Source organism: Curtobacterium sp. MR_MD2014 (assembly GCF_000772085.1).
Taxonomy (GTDB): Bacteria; Actinomycetota; Actinomycetes; order Actinomycetales; family Microbacteriaceae; genus Curtobacterium.
Window position 1 is genome coordinate 2,952,425 of the sequence record NZ_CP009755.1, and the last position, 19,863, is coordinate 2,972,287.

The 19,863-nt window shown below is 67.9% G+C and carries 10 protein-coding genes, 3 rRNA genes and 1 pseudogene; all 14 read right to left on the bottom strand.

Annotation, left to right across the window (positions count from 1 at the left end; all coding sequences use genetic code 11):
• Positions 1–53 precede the first annotated feature (53 nt).
• The 14 genes and pseudogenes from rrf to pheS all read right to left on the bottom strand — a co-directional run bounded on the left by rrf (position 54) and on the right by pheS (position 19,813).
• Positions 54–170, bottom strand: a 5S ribosomal RNA gene (gene rrf, locus NI26_RS13660).
• A gap of 141 nt (positions 171–311) precedes the next feature.
• Positions 312–3,439: ribosomal RNA gene (locus NI26_RS13665) — 23S ribosomal RNA — on the bottom strand.
• A 412-nt stretch (positions 3,440–3,851) separates the two neighbouring features.
• Positions 3,852–5,373, bottom strand: a 16S ribosomal RNA gene (locus tag NI26_RS13670).
• The 16S, 23S and 5S rRNA genes sit together here, the layout of an rRNA operon.
• Positions 5,374–5,946: 573 nt before the next feature.
• Complete coding sequence (gene tyrS, locus NI26_RS13675; RefSeq protein WP_066656399.1) at positions 5,947–7,260, bottom strand: tyrosine--tRNA ligase; 1,314 nt, start codon at positions 7,258–7,260, stop codon at positions 5,947–5,949.
• 50 nt (positions 7,261–7,310) lie between these two features.
• Entirely contained in the window at positions 7,311–8,006 is a 696-nt protein-coding gene (locus NI26_RS13680; RefSeq protein WP_066656402.1) for a DNA-3-methyladenine glycosylase, read from the bottom strand.
• Complete coding sequence (gene argH / locus NI26_RS13685) at positions 8,003–9,451, bottom strand: argininosuccinate lyase (RefSeq protein ID WP_066656404.1); 1,449 nt, start codon at positions 9,449–9,451, stop codon at positions 8,003–8,005. The genes NI26_RS13680 and argH overlap by 4 nt, the downstream gene beginning before the upstream one ends.
• Positions 9,452–9,563: 112 nt before the next feature.
• Positions 9,564–10,667 carry an argininosuccinate synthase domain-containing protein gene (locus NI26_RS13690; protein ID WP_066656406.1) on the bottom strand — a complete coding sequence of 368 codons (1,104 nt, stop codon included), beginning with the start codon at positions 10,665–10,667 and terminating at the stop codon, positions 9,564–9,566.
• Positions 10,668–10,687: 20 nt separating this feature from the next.
• Positions 10,688–11,632, bottom strand: a complete 945-nt coding sequence (gene argF, locus NI26_RS13695; RefSeq protein WP_066656409.1) for an ornithine carbamoyltransferase — start codon at positions 11,630–11,632, stop codon at positions 10,688–10,690.
• Positions 11,629–12,852 carry an acetylornithine transaminase gene (locus NI26_RS13700; RefSeq protein ID WP_066656412.1) on the bottom strand — a complete coding sequence of 408 codons (1,224 nt, stop codon included), beginning with the start codon at positions 12,850–12,852 and terminating at the stop codon, positions 11,629–11,631. The genes argF and NI26_RS13700 overlap by 4 nt, the downstream gene beginning before the upstream one ends.
• A gap of 158 nt (positions 12,853–13,010) precedes the next feature.
• A pseudogene (gene argB / locus NI26_RS13705) lies at positions 13,011–13,913 on the bottom strand (acetylglutamate kinase); the annotation flags it as partial.
• Positions 13,913–15,112, bottom strand: a complete 1,200-nt coding sequence (gene argJ / locus NI26_RS13710) for a bifunctional glutamate N-acetyltransferase/amino-acid acetyltransferase ArgJ (protein WP_200884114.1) — start codon at positions 15,110–15,112, stop codon at positions 13,913–13,915. The pseudogene argB and the gene argJ, both read right to left, overlap by 1 nt.
• A complete protein-coding gene (locus tag NI26_RS13715) occupies positions 15,109–16,206 on the bottom strand; it encodes an N-acetyl-gamma-glutamyl-phosphate reductase (protein WP_066656418.1) in 1,098 nt (365 codons plus the stop codon). Before NI26_RS13715 ends, argJ begins: the two co-directional genes overlap by 4 nt.
• A 74-nt stretch (positions 16,207–16,280) precedes the next feature.
• Positions 16,281–18,773: a phenylalanine--tRNA ligase subunit beta gene (gene pheT / locus NI26_RS13720; protein ID WP_066656421.1), complete on the bottom strand. Its 2,493-nt coding sequence runs from the start codon at positions 18,771–18,773 to the stop codon at positions 16,281–16,283.
• Positions 18,773–19,813 carry a phenylalanine--tRNA ligase subunit alpha gene (gene pheS / locus NI26_RS13725; protein ID WP_066658706.1) on the bottom strand — a complete coding sequence of 347 codons (1,041 nt, stop codon included), beginning with the start codon at positions 19,811–19,813 and terminating at the stop codon, positions 18,773–18,775. The genes pheT and pheS overlap by 1 nt, the downstream gene beginning before the upstream one ends.
• Positions 19,814–19,863: the final 50 nt, after the last annotated feature.

The window sequence follows — 19,863 nt, forward strand, 5'->3', positions numbered from 1 at the left end:
AGGAAACCCCTGACCGGTCACGGTCAGGGGTTTCCTGGTGTTGCTGAAGTTGAGTCCGGCGGCGTCCTACTCTCCCACAAGGTCCCCCTTGCAGTACCATCGGCGCTGAGAGGCTTAGCTTCCGGGTTCGGAATGTGACCGGGCGTTTCCCTCTCGCTATGACCACCGGAACACTGTCGACCCAGATCCTGGATCAAACCATTGTTCCTTCAGAGCATTGCTGAAGTATTCAGTTTGATTCCCGATCGTCTGTCGGGAACCACAAAGTGGACGCGAGCCCGCCACCCACAAGGGGCGACGGTAAAAGTTGTGTTGTCAAGTCTTCGGCTTATTAGTACCGGTCAGCTCCACGGGTCGTTAGTCCCCGCTTCCACATCCGGCCTATCAACCCAGTAGTCTGCTGGGAGCCTCTCACACTCAAGGTGCATGGAAATCTCATCTCGAAGACGGCTTCCCGCTTAGATGCTTTCAGCGGTTATCCGGTCCGAACGTAGCTAATCAGCGGTGCTCTTGGCAGAACAACTGACACACCAGAGGTTCGTCCATCCCGGTCCTCTCGTACTAGGGATAGATCTTCTCAAATTTCCAACGCGCGCAGCGGATAGGGACCGAACTGTCTCACGACGTTCTAAACCCAGCTCGCGTACCGCTTTAATGGGCGAACAGCCCAACCCTTGGGACCTACTCCAGCCCCAGGATGCGACGAGCCGACATCGAGGTGCCAAACCATGCCGTCGATATGGACTCTTGGGCAAGATCAGCCTGTTATCCCCGAGGTACCTTTTATCCGTTGAGCGACAGCGCTTCCACAAGCCACTGCCGGATCACTAGTCCCGACTTTCGTCCCTGCTCGACCTGTCAGTCTCACAGTCAAGCTCCCTTGTGCACTTACACTCGCCACCTGATTGCCAACCAGGTTGAGGGAACCTTTGGGCGCCTCCGTTACTCTTTGGGAGGCAACCGCCCCAGTTAAACTACCCATCAGGCACTGTCCATGAACCCGATCAGGGTCCTACGTTAGACATCCAAAGTGACCAGAGTGGTATTTCAACAATGACTCCACGAACACTAGCGTGCCCGCTTCACAGTCTCCCACCTATCCTACACAAGCCACTCCGAACACCAATACCAAACTGTAGTAAAGGTCACGGGGTCTTTCCGTCCTGCTGCGCGTAACGAGCATCTTTACTCGTAGTGCAATTTCGCCGAGTTCGCGGTTGAGACAGCTGGGAAGTCGTTACGCCATTCGTGCAGGTCGGAACTTACCCGACAAGGAATTTCGCTACCTTAGGATGGTTATAGTTACCACCGCCGTTTACTGGGGCTTAAATTCAGAGCTTCGCCCTAAGGCTAACCCTTCCTCTTAACCTTCCAGCACCGGGCAGGCGTCAGTCCGTATACATCGTCTTGCGACTTCGCACGGACCTGTGTTTTTAGTAAACAGTCGCTTCCCACTGGTCTCTGCGGCCTTCAACGCTCAACGACGAGAAGTCGTATCACGTGTCCGGCCCCCCTTCTCCCGAAGTTACGGGGGCATTTTGCCGAGTTCCTTAACCACGATTCTCTCGATCTCCTTGGTATTCTCTACCTGACCACCTGAGTCGGTTTCGGGTACGGGCGGCTGCAACCTCGCGTCGATGCTTTTCTCGGCAGCATAGGATCACTGATTTCCCCTTACGGGTACGCGTCGGATCTCAGGCACACAGACGACGGATTTGCCTATCGTCAGCCCTACATCCTTACACCAGGTTCACCTTACGGATACCATCGCCTGGCTCAGCTACCTTCCTGCGTCACACCTGTTCATACGCTAGCCGCACCAGCATGGGGTCGAGCGTTAGACCGGACACCATCACCCCGAAGGGATCCGGAAGTCCGGGTTAGGACTCTTAGCACCACTGGATTAGCTTGGGCGGTTGTTCGCCGGTACGGGAATATCAACCCGTTGTCCATCGACTACGCCTGTCGGCCTCGCCTTAGGTCCCGACTTACCCAGGGCGGATTAACCTGGCCCTGGAACCCTTGGTCTTTCGGAGGACGGGTTTCTCACCCGTCTTTCGCTACTCATGCCTGCATTCTCACTCGTGTGGCGTCCACGGCTGGATTACTCCGCCGCTTCACTCGCCACACGACGCTCTCCTACCACTCCGCACGACTGAACCACGAAGGCTTGTCTGTGTGCGAAATCTACAACTTCGGCGGTGTGCTTGAGCCCCGTTACATTGTCGGCGCGGAATCACTTGACCAGTGAGCTATTACGCACTCTTTCAAGGGTGGCTGCTTCTAAGCCAACCTCCTGGTTGTCTGTGCAACTCCACATCCTTTCCCACTTAGCACACGCTTAGGGGCCTTAGTTGGTAGTCTGGGTTGTTTCCCTCTCGACGATGAAGCTTATCCCCCACCGTCTCACTGCTGCGCTCTCACTCACCGGCATTCGGAGTTTGGCTGACGTCAGTAACCTGTTGAGGCCCATCGGCCATCCAGTAGCTCTACCTCCGGCGAGAAACACGCAACGCTGCACCTAAATGCATTTCGGAGAGAACCAGCTATCACGAAGTTTGATTGGCCTTTCACCCCTATCCACAGCTCATCCCCTCCATTTTCAACTGAAGTGGGTTCGGTCCTCCACGACGTCTTACCGTCGCTTCAACCTGGCCATGGATAGATCACTTCGCTTCGGGTCTAGGACATGCGACTGAATCGCCCTATTCAGACTCGCTTTCGCTACGGCTGCCCCACACGGGTTAACCTCGCCACATATCACTAACTCGCAGGCTCATTCTTCAAAAGGCACGCCGTCACCCCTACAAGGAGGCTCCGACGGTTTGTAAGCAAACGGTTTCAGGTACTATTTCACTCCCCTCCCGGGGTACTTTTCACCTTTCCCTCACGGTACTTGTCCGCTATCGGTCATCTGGGAGTATTTAGGCTTATCAGGTGGTCCTGACAGATTCACACGGGATTTCTCGGGCCCCGTGCTACTTGGGATACACATCCGGCCATAACACCATTTCGTCTACGGGGCTGGCACCCACTACGGCCCGGCTTTCAAACCGGTTCGACTATGATGCGCTGTAACCGTCCCAGTCCGGCAGAACTGAGCGACGTGTCCCACAACCCCGACCATGCAACGCCCGCCGGCTATCACACATGATCGGTTTAGCCTCATCCGCTTTCGCTCGCCACTACTCACGGAATCACATGTTGTTTTCTCTTCCTGTGGGTACTGAGATGTTTCACTTCCCCACGTTCCCTCTACCCGCCCTATATATTCAGGCGGGAGTCACCAGGTCGACAAGTCGCCTGGCGGGGTTTCCCCATTCGGAAATCCTCGGCTCACAGCTCGATTATCAGCTCCCCGAGGCTTATCGCAGATTTCTACGTCCTTCTTCGGCTCCAGATGCCAAGGCATCCACCGTTTGCTCTTAGAAACTTGACCACAAAGATTAAAATTGCGATCGACTCGAACAACAACCAACCCGAAGGCCGGTCATCATCACGAGCGATCTAAGATGCTCGCGTCCACTGTGTAGTTCTCAACATACGATCGGCACCAGCACTCCCCCACCAACCGGTAGGTTCACCCTGGCCCAACGAAGGACCCGTAGGCCCAACCCCCGCCAACACTCACGTGTCAACAGGAAGCCTGGTCCCTCAGGACCCAACAACGTGCACCAGCCGACCCGCTCACCCCGACCCGTCCCAACCAGCAAGCTGGCGTACTAGGGCCGGAAGCTACGCTCCCGACTGCACTGTCAATGTTCCACCCATGAGCTACCGGCAACCACGTTCGGGTTACTCGGCGCCTGAACCAGACACCTGCAGAGCAGGGCCGGTCAGATGCTCCTTAGAAAGGAGGTGATCCAGCCGCACCTTCCGGTACGGCTACCTTGTTACGACTTAGTCCTAATCACCGATCCCACCTTCGACGGCTCCTTCCACAAGGGTTAGGCCACCGGCTTCGGGTGTTACCGACTTTCATGACTTGACGGGCGGTGTGTACAAGGCCCGGGAACGTATTCACCGCAGCGTTGCTGATCTGCGATTACTAGCGACTCCGACTTCATGAGGTCGAGTTGCAGACCTCAATCCGAACTGAGACCGGCTTTTTGGGATTCGCTCCACCTTACGGTATCGCAGCCCTTTGTACCGGCCATTGTAGCATGCGTGAAGCCCAAGACATAAGGGGCATGATGATTTGACGTCATCCCCACCTTCCTCCGAGTTGACCCCGGCAGTCTCCTATGAGTCCCCGCCATAACGCGCTGGCAACATAGAACGAGGGTTGCGCTCGTTGCGGGACTTAACCCAACATCTCACGACACGAGCTGACGACAACCATGCACCACCTGTACACCGACCACAAGGGGGCGACCATCTCTGGCCGTTTCCGGTGTATGTCAAGCCTTGGTAAGGTTCTTCGCGTTGCATCGAATTAATCCGCATGCTCCGCCGCTTGTGCGGGCCCCCGTCAATTCCTTTGAGTTTTAGCCTTGCGGCCGTACTCCCCAGGCGGGGCGCTTAATGCGTTAGCTACGACACAGAAACCGTGGAAAGGTCCCTACATCTAGCGCCCAACGTTTACGGCGTGGACTACCAGGGTATCTAATCCTGTTCGCTCCCCACGCTTTCGCTCCTCAGCGTCAGTTACGGCCCAGAGATCTGCCTTCGCCATCGGTGTTCCTCCTGATATCTGCGCATTCCACCGCTACACCAGGAATTCCAATCTCCCCTACCGCACTCTAGTCTGCCCGTACCCACTGCAAGCCCGAGGTTGAGCCTCGGGATTTCACAGCAGACGCGACAAACCGCCTACGAGCTCTTTACGCCCAATAATTCCGGACAACGCTTGCACCCTACGTATTACCGCGGCTGCTGGCACGTAGTTAGCCGGTGCTTTTTCTGCAGGTACCGTCACTTTCGCTTCTTCCCTACTAAAAGAGGTTTACAACCCGAAGGCCGTCATCCCTCACGCGGCGTTGCTGCATCAGGCTTTCGCCCATTGTGCAATATTCCCCACTGCTGCCTCCCGTAGGAGTCTGGGCCGTGTCTCAGTCCCAGTGTGGCCGGTCACCCTCTCAGGCCGGCTACCCGTCGTCGCCTTGGTGAGCCATTACCTCACCAACAAGCTGATAGGCCGCGAGTCCATCCCCAACCAAAAAATCTTTCCACCACCAGACCATGCGGCCAGTGATCATATCCAGTATTAGACGTCGTTTCCAACGCTTATCCCAGAGTCAGGGGCAGGTTACTCACGTGTTACTCACCCGTTCGCCACTAATCACAGGAGCAAGCTCCTGATCATCGTTCGACTTGCATGTGTTAAGCACGCCGCCAGCGTTCGTCCTGAGCCAGGATCAAACTCTCCGTAAAAAAATTACAGATCCGACACCCGAAAGCGCCGAACCGAGTTGATTCTGACTGTTGACTGTCTACTGACAATCTTCAATCCAAAAGGAATTGTCTCCGACGACCACAACCAAAGCTGCGGTCGCACGGGGTCAAAATAATTGGCATTGACAATGTGCACGCTGTTGAGTTCTCAAGGACCAGACGCACCCCCCCACTCGACTCCACGAAGGAGCTCCGCCAGAGGGGCATTGTGTTCTTGGTACCACCGGCATCGCGTCGGACCGAGGTCCTGTGGCTCATCCCGAGGGAGAGGGCCGGTGGAGTAGTCATCCTAAGCGTCGAAGCGATCGAGCACAAGGCTTGATCTGAACTTCGGTGGAGGATGGTCCCGCTTGAGGCCGGCAGGCTCTGGGCTCTCGCTCCAGCCGCTCCGCCGCACCTTTGGGGTGACGAGTAAGAACTCTACGCAGCGCTGGGCGGGAGCGCCAACCGCGCCCCACTCCCGGGCGTGTCGCACTGTGCAACTCCTCCGGACGCAGCGGTGCCCGGTCTCCGTCGGGAGACCGGGCACCGGGTGCACCGAGGGTGGATCGATCAGCCGAGCGTGACGCCCGCCAGGGTCTTCTTGCCGCGTCGGAGCACCACGACTCCGCCGGGCAGCGCGAGGCTCGCGAGCTGCGCGGTCGCGTCGTCGGCGCGGACGTTGTTCACGTACACGCCTCCCTGGTCGACCGCCCGGCGCGCTTCGCCGAGCGACTTCACGAGTCCGGTGTCGACGAGGGCGCGAGCGACGTCGGCCTCGCCCGGCAGCGACACCGTGCCGGGGAGCTCGGCGACCGCGGCACGCAGCGTCGCCTCGTCGAGCGCGGCCAGGTCGCCGTTGCCGAACAGCGCCGCCGAGGCGTCGATCGTCGCCCGGGTCGCCGCCGCTCCGTGCACCAGCGACGTCACCTCGAACGCCAGGGTCCGCTGGGCCTCGCGCCGGAACGGCTCGTCGGCGACCGCCTGCTCGAGTCGACCGATCTCCGCACGGTCGAGGAACGTGAACTCGCGCAGCCGGGCGACCACGTCGGCGTCCGCCGTGTTGAGCCAGAACTGGTAGAAGGCGTACGGCGAGGTCATCTCGGCGTCGAGCCAGATCGCGTTGCCCTCGCTCTTGCCGAACTTCGTGCCGTCCGAGTTCGTGATGAGCGGGGTGCCGAGCGCGTGCACGGACACCCCCTCGGTGCGACGGATCAGGTCGGTGCCGGAGGTCAGGTTGCCCCATTGGTCCGAACCGCCGGTCTGCAGCGTGCAGCCGTACTGCCGGTAGAGCTCGCGGTAGTCCAGTCCCTGCAGGATCTGGTAGCTGAACTCGGTGTAGCTGATGCCCGCGTCGGAGTTCAGGCGTGCGGCGACGGCGTCCTTCTTCAGCATGGTGTTCACGCGGAAGTACTTGCCGATGTCGCGCAGGAAGTCGATCGCGGACAGCGGTGCCGTCCAGTCGAGGTTGTCGACGAGCCGCACGCCGTTCTCGCCGTCGGGGCTGAGGAACCGGGACACCTGCGCCTGCAGTCGGCTCACCCACTCGGCGACCGTCTCCGGGGTGTTCAGCGTGCGTTCCGCGGTGGGACGCGGGTCGCCGATCAGGCCGGTCGACCCACCGACGAGCGCCAGCGGCCGGTGCCCGGCGAGCTGCAGCCGGCGCATGGTGAGCAGCTGCAGCAGGTTGCCGCAGTGCAGCGAGGGTGCGGTCGGGTCGAAACCGCAGTAGTACGTGACGGTCCCGCCGTCGAGGGCCTCCTGGAGTGCCGTCTCGTCGGTGGAGACGTGCACCAGACCACGCCAGCGCAGTTCGTCCCACACCGAGGCGAAGGTGGGGTCGTTCTGCTGGCGTGTCAGGACATCGGGATCGGTTGCGCTGGACACCCGACCATCGTAGCCACCGGGCGACGGCCGGGAGGATCGGCGCGGCCCCGTCAGTCGACCGCGCGCCGGTGCCGTCGGTACGGCGACACCGTCGGGTCACCGGTGCGCCAGGAGCGCCACGGGAAGGACGCGCCGCCGGCGACACCGGCGACGCCGGTGCGCGGTCCGCGCGAGATCCGCCGGACCGGAGCCGTCCCCGCGGGGCCGGCCACCGTCTCGGCGAGCAGCTCCGCGACCACGTCCGCCGGGTCGGCGGAGGCGAGCCGCGCCTCCAGGCCGGGTGCGAGCGCGAGCCGGAACGGTCCCGAGCCGTCGAGGAGCGACGTGCCGTCGTCCTCGCCGAGCACGGCACCGAGCGCCTGCCCGAGGTTGCCCGGACCGCGGGCCAGGGCGACGTCGGCGACCGACGGACCGCGGCGAGCCCGGGCGACCTCGATGCCGTCGACGACCTCGGCGGCGCGCAGGAGCGAGCCGGACGACGTGCCCTCCGGGCCGCTCACCACGTTCACGCAGGTGTGGATGCCGTACGAGCGGTACGCGTAGAGCGTGCCCGGCGGCCCGAAGAGGTGCCGGTTGCGCGGTGTCGGGCCGCGATGGCCGTGCGACCCGGGGTCGGTCGGGCCCCAGTAGGCCTCGACCTCGGTGATGCGCAGTGTCACACCACGCCCGGTGATCGTCGCGCCGAGCAGCGCCGGCGCGCACACCGGAGCCGGCTCGGCCAGGAGCGCGAGGAGCGCGTCGCTCATCGGGTGAAGGGCGCGCCCTCGGCCAGGTCGTGGACGCGACGGGTCAGGGCGGCGAGCTGCTCGGCGACGCGCTCCGGCGCCGTCCCGCCGACACCGGCGCGCGACGCGACGCTGCCCTCGATGGTCAGGACGCCGCGCACCTCGGGCGTGAGGTGCGCGGACACGGCGCGGTACTCGTCGTCGCCGGGCTCGTCGAGCTCGATCCCGCGCTCCTCGCAGTACCGGACCAGCGCCCCCGAGATCTCGTGCGCGTCGCGGAAGGGCACGCCCTGCCGGACCAGCCACTCCGCGACGTCGGTCGCGAGCGAGAAGCCCTGCGGCGCGAGCTCGGCCATCCGCTCCGTGTCGAAGGCGAGCGTGGCGACCATGCCGGTGAAGGCCGGCAGCAGCACCTCGAGCTGGGCGACCGAGTCGAAGACCGGCTCCTTGTCCTCCTGCAGGTCGCGGTTGTACGCGAGCGGCAGGCCCTTCAGGGTCGTGAGGAGGCCGGTGAGGTTGCCGACGAGCCGACCCGACTTGCCGCGCGCGAGCTCGGCGATGTCGGGGTTCTTCTTCTGCGGCATGATGCTCGACCCGGTCGAGAAGGCGTCGTGCAGCCGGACGAAACCGAACTCCTTGGTGTTCCAGAGGATGATCTCCTCGGCCAGACGGGACACGTCGATGCCCACCTGTGCGAGGACGAACGCGAACTCGGCGACGACGTCGCGGGCTGCCGTGGCGTCGATCGAGTTGTCGGCGGGGCGGGCGAAGCCGAGTTCGTGCGCGATCGCCGTCGGGTCGAGACCGAGCGAGCTGCCCGCGAGGGCGCCGGCCCCGTACGGGCTGACACTCGCACGGTCGGCCCAGTCGCGGAGCCGCTCGAGATCCCGGACGAGCGGCCACGCGTGCGCGAGCAGGTGGTGGGCGAGGAGCACCGGCTGGGCGTGCTGCAGGTGCGTGCGGCCGGGCATGATCGCCGCCGGGTGCTCGCTCGCCTGCTGCGAGATCGCGTCGACGAGGTCGATGACGAGGCGCCCGATCCGCCGGCCGTGGTCGAGCATGTGCATGCGGCCCAGGGTCGCGATCTGGTCGTTGCGGCTCCGGCCGGCGCGGAGCTTGCCGCCGAGTTCCGGGCCGAGGTCGGCGATGAGCAGGCGCTCGAGGGCGCCGTGGACGTCCTCGTCGCCGTCGTCCGGCTGCAGGGAGCCGTCGGCGTGGGCGGTCTCGAGGCGGTCGAGGCCGGCGGTCATGCGCCCGAGCTCGTCCTCGGTCAGGTAGCCGGCGGTGTGCAGGGCACGGGCGTGGGCGCGGGACCCGGCGATGTCGTAGGGGGCCAGCTGCCAGTCGAAGTGCGTCGACCGGGACAGCGCGGCGAGTTCGGCGCTGGGGCCGTCGGCGAAGCGGCCACCCCAGAGGGCGCCCGTGTTCGTGGCGTCGGTCTTGCTGGGCTGCGTCGCGTCGGTCATGTCGTCCTGCCTGGGGGTACGGGTCGGTCGTGCTCGGTTCGTGGGGCGGTGCTTCGCGGGGTGGTACTGCGTGGTGCTGGTGGGGGCGGTGCTGCGTGGTGCCGGTGGGGCGTCAGTTCGCGCGGTCGCGCCGCGTGGCCGTCCGCGTCGGTCGGGCCCGGGCGCTCGCGAACGACACGCTCCCGGTGGCCGGTGCCCCGGCCAGCTCGAAGTCGAAGAGGCTCTGCTCCGACCGGCGCCCGGTGACACTCGCGACCCCGCCGTGCAACCGGAGCCGGACGTCACCGGAGACGTGCCGCTGCGTCTCCTCGATGAAGGCGTCGAGCGCGCGGCGGAGTCCGCTCGCCCAGCGACCCTCGTCGACCAGCTCCGCCCACTCGCGGTCCACGCCCTGCTTGCAGCGCAGGACCTCGCGTTCGAGGGTGATCCGTTCGAGGTCCTGGTGCGCGGCCACGAGCGCCGTCGCACCCGGTGTCTCCGCCACACGTCGGGCCTTGCGGCCGTCGAGCAGGTCGACGACCAGGTCGTGCCGACCGACCCCGTGACGGCCGGCGAGGGCGTCGAGCTCGCGCAGCAGCCGGAGGACCGGGAAGCGCTGCCCGTCGAGGGCGACCGGGACGCCGTGCTCGAAGGTCACGGTGACCTCGTCGGGCTCGGTGTCCGGCTGCGCGGAGACCTCCGCCGTGCGCGCCCAGTCCGCACGGTCGACCGCGGCCCACGGGTCCTCGAGGTCCGGCTCGGTGACGACACGGCCCCACACGTCGTGCTCGGTACCGCCGGCCGGCACGACGGCCGTCGGCACCGGGAGGACCCGGAGGTCGGGATCGTGCCCGGCGATCGTGGTCGTGAGGGCGACCTCGTCCGGGGCGCTCGTGAGGTGCGCGACGGCGACCGCGCCGAGCTGCCGGGCCGTGCGGACCAGGTGGTCGACGACGATCGGCAGCCGCAGCGCCGGGACGAGCGGGCGACCCGGGCCGCCGGCGTTCGCCCGGACCGCCGCGACGACGTACCGGTCGGCGTACTCGGTCTTCGCGTCGACCACCACGGCGTCCACCGCACCGGCGGCCCGCATCCGGTCCCGCACGGCGTCGACCTCGCGGGACCGACCGCCGAGGTCGACCACCAGGGCCAGGACCTCGTGGTCGACGGCGAAGTGCTCGACGGCTGCCGCCGGGTCCACCCCGGCGGAGCAGGCGACGACGATGCGATCGGTCACGGGACTCCAGTCGAGCGGGGTCAGGCGGCCGGGCTGCCGGTCGCGTTCGCGGCCAGGAGCCAGGCGAGCAGGGCCTTCTGCGCGTGCAGCCGGTTCTCCGCCTCGTCCCAGATGATGCTGCGCGGCCCGTCGATGACCTCGGCGGTCACCTCGAACCCGCGGTCTGCCGGCAGGCAGTGCAGGAACACGGCGTCGTCGGCGGCGTGCCCCATCAGCTCGTCGTCCACCCGGTAGCCCGCGAAGGTGTCGAGTCGGGACTGCTTCTCGTCCTCCTTGCCCATCGACACCCACGTGTCGGTGACCACGACGTCGGCGCCGGCGACCGCCGCCACCGGGTCGGTGACGACCAGGACGGAGCCACCGGTCTCGGCCGCACGACGCTCGGCGTCGGCGACGACCGTGGCGTCGGGGCTGAACGCCGCCGGAGCGGCGACGCGGACGTGCATGCCCGCGGTCGCTCCCGCGAGCAGGTACGACTGCGCCATGTTGCTCGCGCCGTCGCCGATGAACGCCACGGTCTGCCCGGCGAGGGTGCCGCGGTGCTCGCGGATCGTGAGCAGGTCGGCGAGGAGCTGGCACGGGTGGAAGTCGTCCGACAGGGCGTTGACGACCGGGACGCGGGTGCCCGCCGCCATCTCCTCGAGTCCGGACTGGGCGTAGGTGCGCCAGACGATCGCTGACACCATGCGCTCGAGCACGCGGGCGGTGTCCGACGGGGTCTCCTTGCCGCCGAGCTGGCTGTTCGCCGTCGTGATCACGAGCGGGCTGCCGCCGAGGTCGGAGATCCCGACGTGGAAGGACACCCGGGTGCGGGTGGACGACTTGTCGAAGATCACCGCGACGGTCTGCGGCCCGGCGAGGGGCTTCTCGCCCCAGCGGTCACCCTTCATCTGGGCGGCGAGGTCGAGGATCGCGGACTGCTCGGCCTGGGTCAGGTCGTCGTCACGGAGGAAGTGGCGGGTCATGCGGAGGTCTCCTGCTCGGCGGCGACGGCCGCGAGGCTCTGGCCGAGGATCGACACGAACTCGTCGATCTCGGCGTCGGACACGATGAGCGGCGGCGCGATGCGCAGGCTCGACTCGTTCGGGGCGTTGATGATGAGGCCGCGCTCGAGGGCGGCGGCGTTGACGGCGGGGCCGACGGGCGCGGTCAGGCCGACGCCGACGAGCAGGCCCGTGCCCCGGACCTCCTGCACCAGCGGCGAACCGAGGGCCGCGATGCCGGCACGGATGCGCTCGCCCTTGGTGACCGCGCCGGCCACCAGGTCGGCGCGCTCGATCTCCTCGAGCACCGCGTTCGCGACGCGGGTGCCGAGCGGGTTGCCGCCGAAGGTCGAGCCGTGCTGGCCGGCCGAGAACAGCTCGGACGCCCAGCCGAAGGTCACGAGGGCGCCGATCGGGAACCCACCGGCGATGCCCTTCGCGATCGTGACGGCGTCCGGCGTGAACCCGTGGCCCTGGAAGGTGAACCAGTTGCCGGTGCGGCCGACCCCGGTCTGGATCTCGTCGAGGATGAACAGCGCGCCGTGCTCCTCGGTCAGGCGACGCGCGGCCTGCAGGAAGCCCTCGGGCAGGTCGACCACGCCGGCCTCGCCCTTGATCGGCTCGAGGATGAGCGCGGCGACGGTGTCGTCGACGGCCGCCTCGAGCGCCTCGACCGTCGAGTCGATGTGCTCGACGCCGGCGATCATCGGCAGGAAGTCCTCCTGCAGCGCGGGCTTGCCGGTGAGCGCGAGCGCACCCATCGTCCGGCCGTGGAAGCCCTGCTTCAGCGCGAGGATCCGGGTCTTGCGACCGTCCGCACCCTTGTTCAGCCGCGCGAGCTTGAACGCGGCCTCGTTCGCCTCGGCGCCGGAGTTGCCGAAGTACACGCGGCCGGCATCCCCCGCGCCCGTGATGCGCTTGAGCCGCTCGGCGAGCTCGAGCTGCGGCGGCGTCGCGAAGTAGTTCGAGACGTGCACGAGCTTCGCCGCCTGGTCGGCGACGGCCTCGACGAGGGCCGGGTGGGCGTGACCGAGTGAGTTCACCGCGATGCCGGCCAGGAAGTCGAGGTACTCGTTGCCGTCGACGTCCCACACGCGGCAGCCCTGACCGTGGTCGAGCATGATCTTCGGCGGGGTCAGGGATCGCATGAGCGACGCCCCGAACCGGTCGTTCCAGGTCTGGGTGTGCGTCTCGGTGCTCACTGCTCGTTCCCCTTCTGCGTCGTGGCGGTGTCGGTGACGGTGGTGTCGGTGACTGTGGCGTCGGTCGCCGCGTGTCGGCCCGGGTCCGCCGCGGACTCGGGCACCCGTCGGCCGACCTCGGCGTGGGTGTTCTGGTTCTCGGTGCGACGGCTCGGGTCCGGGATCACCTCGGTGCCCGCACCGCGCAGGGTGAAGACCTCGAGCAGGATCGAGTGCGGGATCCGCCCGTCGATGATCGTCGCGCCGCCGACCCCGCCGACCACGGCGTCGAGGCACGCGGTCATCTTCGGGATCATCCCCGACTCGAGGCTCGGCAGCAGCGCCCGGAGCTCGTCGACCGCGATCAGGTCGATGATCGAGTCGCGGTCCGGCCAGTTGCGGTAGAGGCCGGGGACGTCCGTCAGCATCATGAGCTTGGCGGCACCGAGCGCGATGGCCAGCGCACCGGCCGCGGCATCGGCGTTGACGTTCAGCGCCTGGTCCGGGTGGGCGTCGTCGATCGCGATGCTCGACACGATCGGGATGCGTCCGGCCTCGATCGCCGCGAGGACGTCGGACGGGTCGACGTGCGTGATGTCACCGACGTGGCCGAGGTCGAAGTACTCGCCGTCGACGACGACGCCCTTCTTCTCACCGGTGAACAGCGAGCCGCCGTCGCCGGAGACGCCGACGGCCAGACCGTCACCGTGCTCGTTGACGAGGTCGACGATCTCGCGGTTGACCTCGCCGGCGAGCACGTCGCGGACGACCGTGATCGCCTCGGTCGTCGTCACGCGGTAGCCACCGCGGAACTCGGACGCGATGCCCTGTTCCTTCAGCGCCGCCGAGATCTGCGGCCCACCGCCGTGCACCACGACCGGGTGGAGTCCCGCGTAGCGCAGGTAGACCATGTCCTCGGCGAACGCCCGCTTCAGGTCGTCGTTCACCATGGCGTTGCCGCCGAACTTCACGACGACGGTCTTGCCCGAGAACCGCTTCAGCCACGGCAGGGACTCGATGAGCGTCGCGGCCTTGACGGCGGCGAGCTCGTGCTCTTCTTCCTTGGTCAGGTCGTCGCTCATCAGCTGGAGTACGCGCTGTTCTCGTGGACGTAGTCGTGCGTCAGGTCGTTCGTCAGGATCGTCGCCGCGTGCACGCCGACCCCGAGCTCGATCAGGACGTGGGTGTCGCGCGGCGTCAGGTCGACCTCGTCGATCGGCCGGTCCGGGGCACCGGCGTGGCAGACGCGGACGCCGTTCATGCTGACGTCGACCGCGTACGGGTCGAACTCGGCGTCGGTGGTCCCGATCGCCGCCAGCACGCGGCCCCAGTTCGGGTCGTTGCCGAAGACCGCGGCCTTGAACAGGTTGTTCCGGGCGACGCTGCGCCCGACCGTGACGGCCTCGTCCTCGGACACCGCGCCGGTGACCTCGATCGTGATGTCGTGGCTCGCGCCCTCGGCGTCCTGCTGGAGCTGCCGGGCGAGGTCCGCGCACACCGCGGTCAGTGCCTCCTGGAAGTCGCCGACCTCGGGGGTCACCCCGCTCGCACCGGAGGACAGCAGCACGACGGTGTCGTTGGTCGACATGCAGCCGTCCGAGTCGACGCGGTCGAAGGTCACGCGGGTCGCCGCGCGGAGCGCCTGGTCGAGCTGCTCCGCGGTCTGCACGGCGTCGGTCGTGATGACGACGAGCATCGTCGCGAGCCCGGGGGACAGCATGCCGGCGCCCTTGGCCATGCCGCCGACCGTCCAGCCGTCCTCGGTCACGACGGACTGCTTCGGCGTCGTGTCCGTGGTCATGATCGCGACCGCAGCGTCGGGGCCGCCGTCGGCCGCCAGCGCGGCGCTGGCCAGGTCGACACCGCGCAGCACGCCGTCACGGAACGTCTGGTCACCGCGGCCGATCAGGCCCGTCGAGCAGACGACGACGTCGCCGGCACCGATGCCGAGCGCGGCACCCACCGCCTCCGCCGTCATGTGCGTGGTCTGGAAGCCGAAGGGTCCGGTGAAGCAGTTCGCGCCGCCGGAGTTGAGCACCACGGCCCGGGCGACACCGTCGCCGACGACCTGGCGCGACCAGATCACCGGGTGCGCCTGGGCGCGGTTGCTGGTGAACACGGCGGCCGCGGTCGCGTCGGGGCCGTCGTTCACCACGAGGGCGACGTCGGGCTTCCCGCTCGTCTTGAGTCCGGCGGTGACGCCGGCCGCGCGGAAGCCCGCAGCGGCGGTCACGCCCTGGAGGCCCGTGTCGGGCTGGTCCGTCGAGGTCTCGTCGGTCACGGTGCGACTCCGTCCACGCTGAGGCCGAGGGTCTCGGGGAAGCCCAGGGCGATGTTGGCCGACTGCACGGCCGCGCCGGCGGTGCCCTTGGCCAGGTTGTCGAGGGCGCTCACGGCGACCACCCGGCCCGCGGCCTCGTCCACGGCGATGCCGACGAGCGCGGTGTTCGCGCCGACGGTGTCCGCGGTGCGGGGGAACTCGCCCTCCGGGAGCAGGTGCACGAAGGGCTCGTCGGCGTAGGCCTGTTCCCAGGCGATCCGGACGTCGCGCGCGCTGACCCCGGGCGAGAGCCTGGCGGTCGTCGTCGCGAGGATGCCGCGCGACATCGGCACGAGCACGGGCGTGAACGAGATCCGGACGTCACCGGCCCCCGCTGCCACGAGGTTCTGCTGGATCTCCGGGATGTGCCGGTGGGTGCCGCCGACCGCGTAGGCGCTCGCGGAGCCCATGATCTCCGAGGCGAGGTAGGTCGTCGCGAGCTTCTTGCCGGCTCCGCTCGGCCCGACGCTCAGCACCGCGACGAGGTCGTCCGTCTCGACGAGCCCGGCCTGGACACCCGGCTGGATCCCGAGCGTCACCGCCGTGACGTTGCAGCCCGGCACCGCGATCCGCTTCGTCGCCGCGAGCTCGGTGCGCTGCCGCCCGAGGCCCGCGATGTCGTCGACGTCCCGCCACTCCTCCGCCGTCCCGGGCGCCGGCGCGGCGTGCAGCAGCTCCGGCAGGCCGTAGGTCCACGCGCCGTGGTGCTCGCCGCCGTAGAACGCGTCCCACGCAGCCGGGTCCGTGAGCCGGTGGTCCGCGCCGCAGTCGACGACGAGGGTGTCCTCGTCGAGCTCGGCGGTGATCGCCCCGGACTGCCCGTGCGGCAGCGCGAGGAACACCACGTCGTGTCCGCGCAGGGTCGCCGCCGTCGTCTCGACCAGCGTCAGGTGTGCCAGCGACCGCAGGTGCGGCTGCGTCGCGATGAGCGGCTGCCCCGCGTTCGAGAAGGCCGTCACCGTCCTGACGTCGAACTCTGGGTGGGCGGCGAGCACGCGCAGGAGCTCTCCGCCCGCGTAGCCGGAGGCTCCCGCCACGGCGACGGATACGGACATGGGTTCCACCTTTGGTCGGACTGGTCGTCGAGAGAGTCGGAGGCGGCGGCCCCGGGCGGTGCTGATCCGGTGGATCAGTCGCGCAGGGTCGCCCCGAATCGCTCGCCGGCACGTCGGACGGCGCCGTCACGGGCCTCGGAGGCCTCGGCAGCGGTCAGCGTGCGGTCCGTGGCGCGGAAGCGCAGCGCGAACGTCAGGGACTTCTGTCCCTCGTCCACGCCCCTGCCCCGGTAGTCGTCCACGAGCCGAGCATACTCCAGCAGCTCTCCGGCGCCAGAGCGGACGACCTCCAGCACGTCACCCGCCGGGACGTCGACCGCGACCACGAGGGAGAGGTCCTGCGTCGCCGCCGGGTAGGACACGATCGGCGCCACCGACACGAGCTCCGGTGCCGCGGCGACCAGGGCGTCGAGGTCGAGCTCGACGACGGCGACGACGCGCGGCAGCACCGCGGCCTCGGTGAGGACGGGCAGCAGCTCACCGGCGACACCGACGACGGTGTCACCGACGAGCAGCGCGGCCGCACGCCCCGGGTGCAGGGACGGGTGGCTCGTCTGTGCGACCCGGAGCTCCACACCGACCGCCCAGGCGACGGCCCGGGCGACGTCGAGCGCGTCCGCGATGCCGTAGGGCTCCGGCTGCACGCCGGGCTGCTTCACGACGCGGTTGCCGGTCAGCAACGCCGAGACGTGGAACGGCTGCGGCGGGAGCGACGCGTCGAGCACACCGAGGGTGTCGGGGTCGGGCCGCTCGGCGCCGGCGGGCACGGCGTCGGTGCCGAGCTGCACGTCCGTCGTCGGCAGGAACACGCGCGAGGTCTCGTACAGGGCGACGTCGACGAGGCCGCGGGACACGTTGCGGCGGGCGGCGTCGACGAGCGCGGGGAGCCCGCTGCGACGGAGCAGCGACTGCTCGCTGTCCAGCGCGTTCGCGAGCACGACGCTCGGACCACCGTCGCCGTCGATGCCCGGGTAGGCGTCCTGCGTGGTCTGCGAGACGAACGGCGCGGTGACGACCTCGACGAGGCCGTCCGCTGCGAGGGCGGCGGACACGCGCCGACGGGCCTGCTGGTGCCGGGTCAGACCGCGTCCGGGCGGGGCGATCGGCAGCACGCTCGGGATGCGGTCGTAGCCGACGATGCGGGCCACTTCCTCGACCAGGGTGGTGTCGTCGGTCAGGTCCGGTCGCCAGGACGGCGGCGTGACGACGAGCACCTCGCCGTCGACGTCCACCGTCGCACCGATGGCGCGCAGCGTGTCGATGACCTCGGCGTCGGTGTACTCGACACCGACGAGGTCGGCAGGCCGCGACGCCCGCATCGTGATCGTCGGGCGGGGCTCGGCGTCGACGAGCGTGGAGCCGAGGGTGTCCGCCGTGCCGCCCGCGAGCTCGACGAGGAGCTCGACGGCACGGTTCGCAGCGGCCTCGGCCACGAGCGGGTCGACCCCGCGTTCGAAGCGCTTCGAGGCCTCGCTCGGCAGCTTGTGCCGGCGGGCCGTCCGGGCGATCGATACCTGGTCGAAGCCGGCGGCCTCGATCAGCACGTCGGTCGTCGTGTCCGAGATCTCGGTGCGTGCACCGCCCATCACGCCGGCGAGACCGACGGGGCCGTCGTCGTCGGTGATGACGAGGTCCTCGGGGTCGAGCGCGCGGGTCGTGTCGTCGAGGGTGACGAGGGTCTCCCCCACCGCCGCGCGACGCACGCCGAGGCCACCGCGGACCTTCGCCAGGTCGTAGCCGTGCAGGGGCTGGCCGAGCTCGAACATGACGTAGTTCGTGATGTCGACGGGCAGCGAGATCGAGCGGACGCCGGCCAGCGCCAGGCGGGAGACCATCCACGCCGGGGTCGTCCGGGTCGGGTCGATGCCACGGACGACGCGGGTGACGAAGGTGCGCGCGCCGACACGGCCGCGGACCGGGGCCCGGTCGTCGATCGTGACGCGGAACCCCTCGCCCGAGCGGGGCGTCACACGCGCCGCCGGGTCGCGGAAGCCGGCACCGGTGGCGTGCGCGTACTCGCGGGCGACGCCGCGCATGCTCATCACGTACCCGCGGTCCGGCGTCACGTTGATCTCGACCGCGGCGTCGTCGAGGCCGAGCAGCGCGATCGCGTCGGCCCCGACCTCGGGGTCCATGCCGAGGTCGGCGAAGCGCAGGATGCCGTCGTGCTCGTCGCCGAGGCCGAGCTCACGGGCCGAGGCGATCATGCCGTCGGACACGTGGCCGTACGTCTTGCGCGCGGCGATCGGGAACGGCCCGGGCAGCACGGCGCCGGGCAGCGTCACGACGACGAGGTCGCCCACGTCGAAGTTGTGCGCACCGCAGACGATGCCGCGGGGCTCGGACTCGCCCACGTCGACCTGGCACCAGTTGATCGTCTTGCCGTTCTTCTGCGGCTCGGGCTCGCGCTCGAGCACGCGGCCGACGACGATCGGGCCGGTGAGGTCGTAGGTGTGGACGTCCTCTTCCTCGAAGCCCACCGACACGAGGGCCGCGTGGACGTGCTCGAGGGAGACGTCGTCGGGCAGGTCGACGGACTCGCCGAGCCAACGGAGTGGGACGCGCATCAGACCACCGTTCCGAACTGCTGCGAGAAGCGGATGTCGCCCTCGAGGAAGTCACGCATGTCGTTCAGGCCGTTGCGGAACTGCAGGGTCCGCTCGATGCCCATCCCGAACGCGAAGCCCTGGTACTCGTCCGGGTCGATGCCGGCCGCACGCAGGACGTTGGGGTTCACCATGCCGCAGCCGCCCCACTCGACCCACCGCGCGCCGCCCTTGGCGTTCGGCTGCCAGACGTCCATCTCGGCGCTGGGCTCGGTGAACGGGAAGTAGTTCGGACGCAGGCGGATCTGCGCCCCGGCGCCGAAGACCTGGCGCGCGAAGTGCTCGAGCGTGCCGCGGAGGTGCGCCATCGTCAGGCCCTTGTCGATCGCGATGCCCTCGACCTGGGTGAAGACCGGCAGGTGCGTGGCGTCGAGCTCGTCCGCGCGGTACACGCGTCCCGGGGCGATCACGTAGAGCGGCAGCTCCCGGGACAGCAGGGAGCGCACCTGCACCGGGGAGGTGTGCGTGCGCATGACCAGGTGCCGGTCGACCGGCTCGACGAAGATCGTGTCGGCCATCGCCCGTGCGGGGTGGTCCGGGTCGAAGTTCAGCGCGTCGAAGTTGAACCACTCGTGCTCGAGCTCGGGGCCCTCCGCCACCTCCCACCCCATGCCGACGAAGATGTCGGCGACGGTCTCGTTGAGGACCGAGAGCGGGTGGCGGGAGCCCGGCGCCCGACGGACCGGCAGTGCGGTGACGTCGACGCGCTCGGCCTCGAGCCGGGCGCGTTCCTCGGCCTCGGCGAGGACGGACTCCTGCTCGGCGACGGCGGCGTTGACCCGACCGCGCGCCTGGCCGACGAGCTTGCCGGCCTCGGCCTTCTGCTCCTTCGGCACGCTGCGCATCGACGCGTTCATCCGCGCGAGCGTCGACTGCTCGCCCGTGTGCTCCGCCCTGGCCTGCTTCAGCTCGGCCACGGTCGTCGTCGCGCGGACCGCGGCGAGGGCCCGGTCGACCGCGTCGGCGACGGCCGCTTCGCTGATCTCGAGGTGTTCTGACACGAGGCCCAAGCCTACCGGCCCCCGGGATACCGCCGTCCTGCACTGGACGG

Excerpts from the sequence above, each read along its gene's own strand:
- NI26_RS13680 (WP_066656402.1), bottom strand. The coding sequence starts at position 8,006 with ATGAGCGACGCGCTCCTCGCGCTCCTGGCCGAGCCGGCTCCGGTGTGC.
- argH (WP_066656404.1), bottom strand. The coding sequence starts at position 9,451 with ATGACCGACGCGACGCAGCCCAGCAAGACCGACGCCACGAACACGGGC.
- argF (WP_066656409.1), bottom strand. The coding sequence starts at position 11,632 with ATGACCCGCCACTTCCTCCGTGACGACGACCTGACCCAGGCCGAGCAG.
- NI26_RS13715 (WP_066656418.1), bottom strand. The coding sequence starts at position 16,206 with ATGTCCGTATCCGTCGCCGTGGCGGGAGCCTCCGGCTACGCGGGCGGA.
- pheT (WP_066656421.1), bottom strand. The coding sequence starts at position 18,773 with ATGCGCGTCCCACTCCGTTGGCTCGGCGAGTCCGTCGACCTGCCCGAC.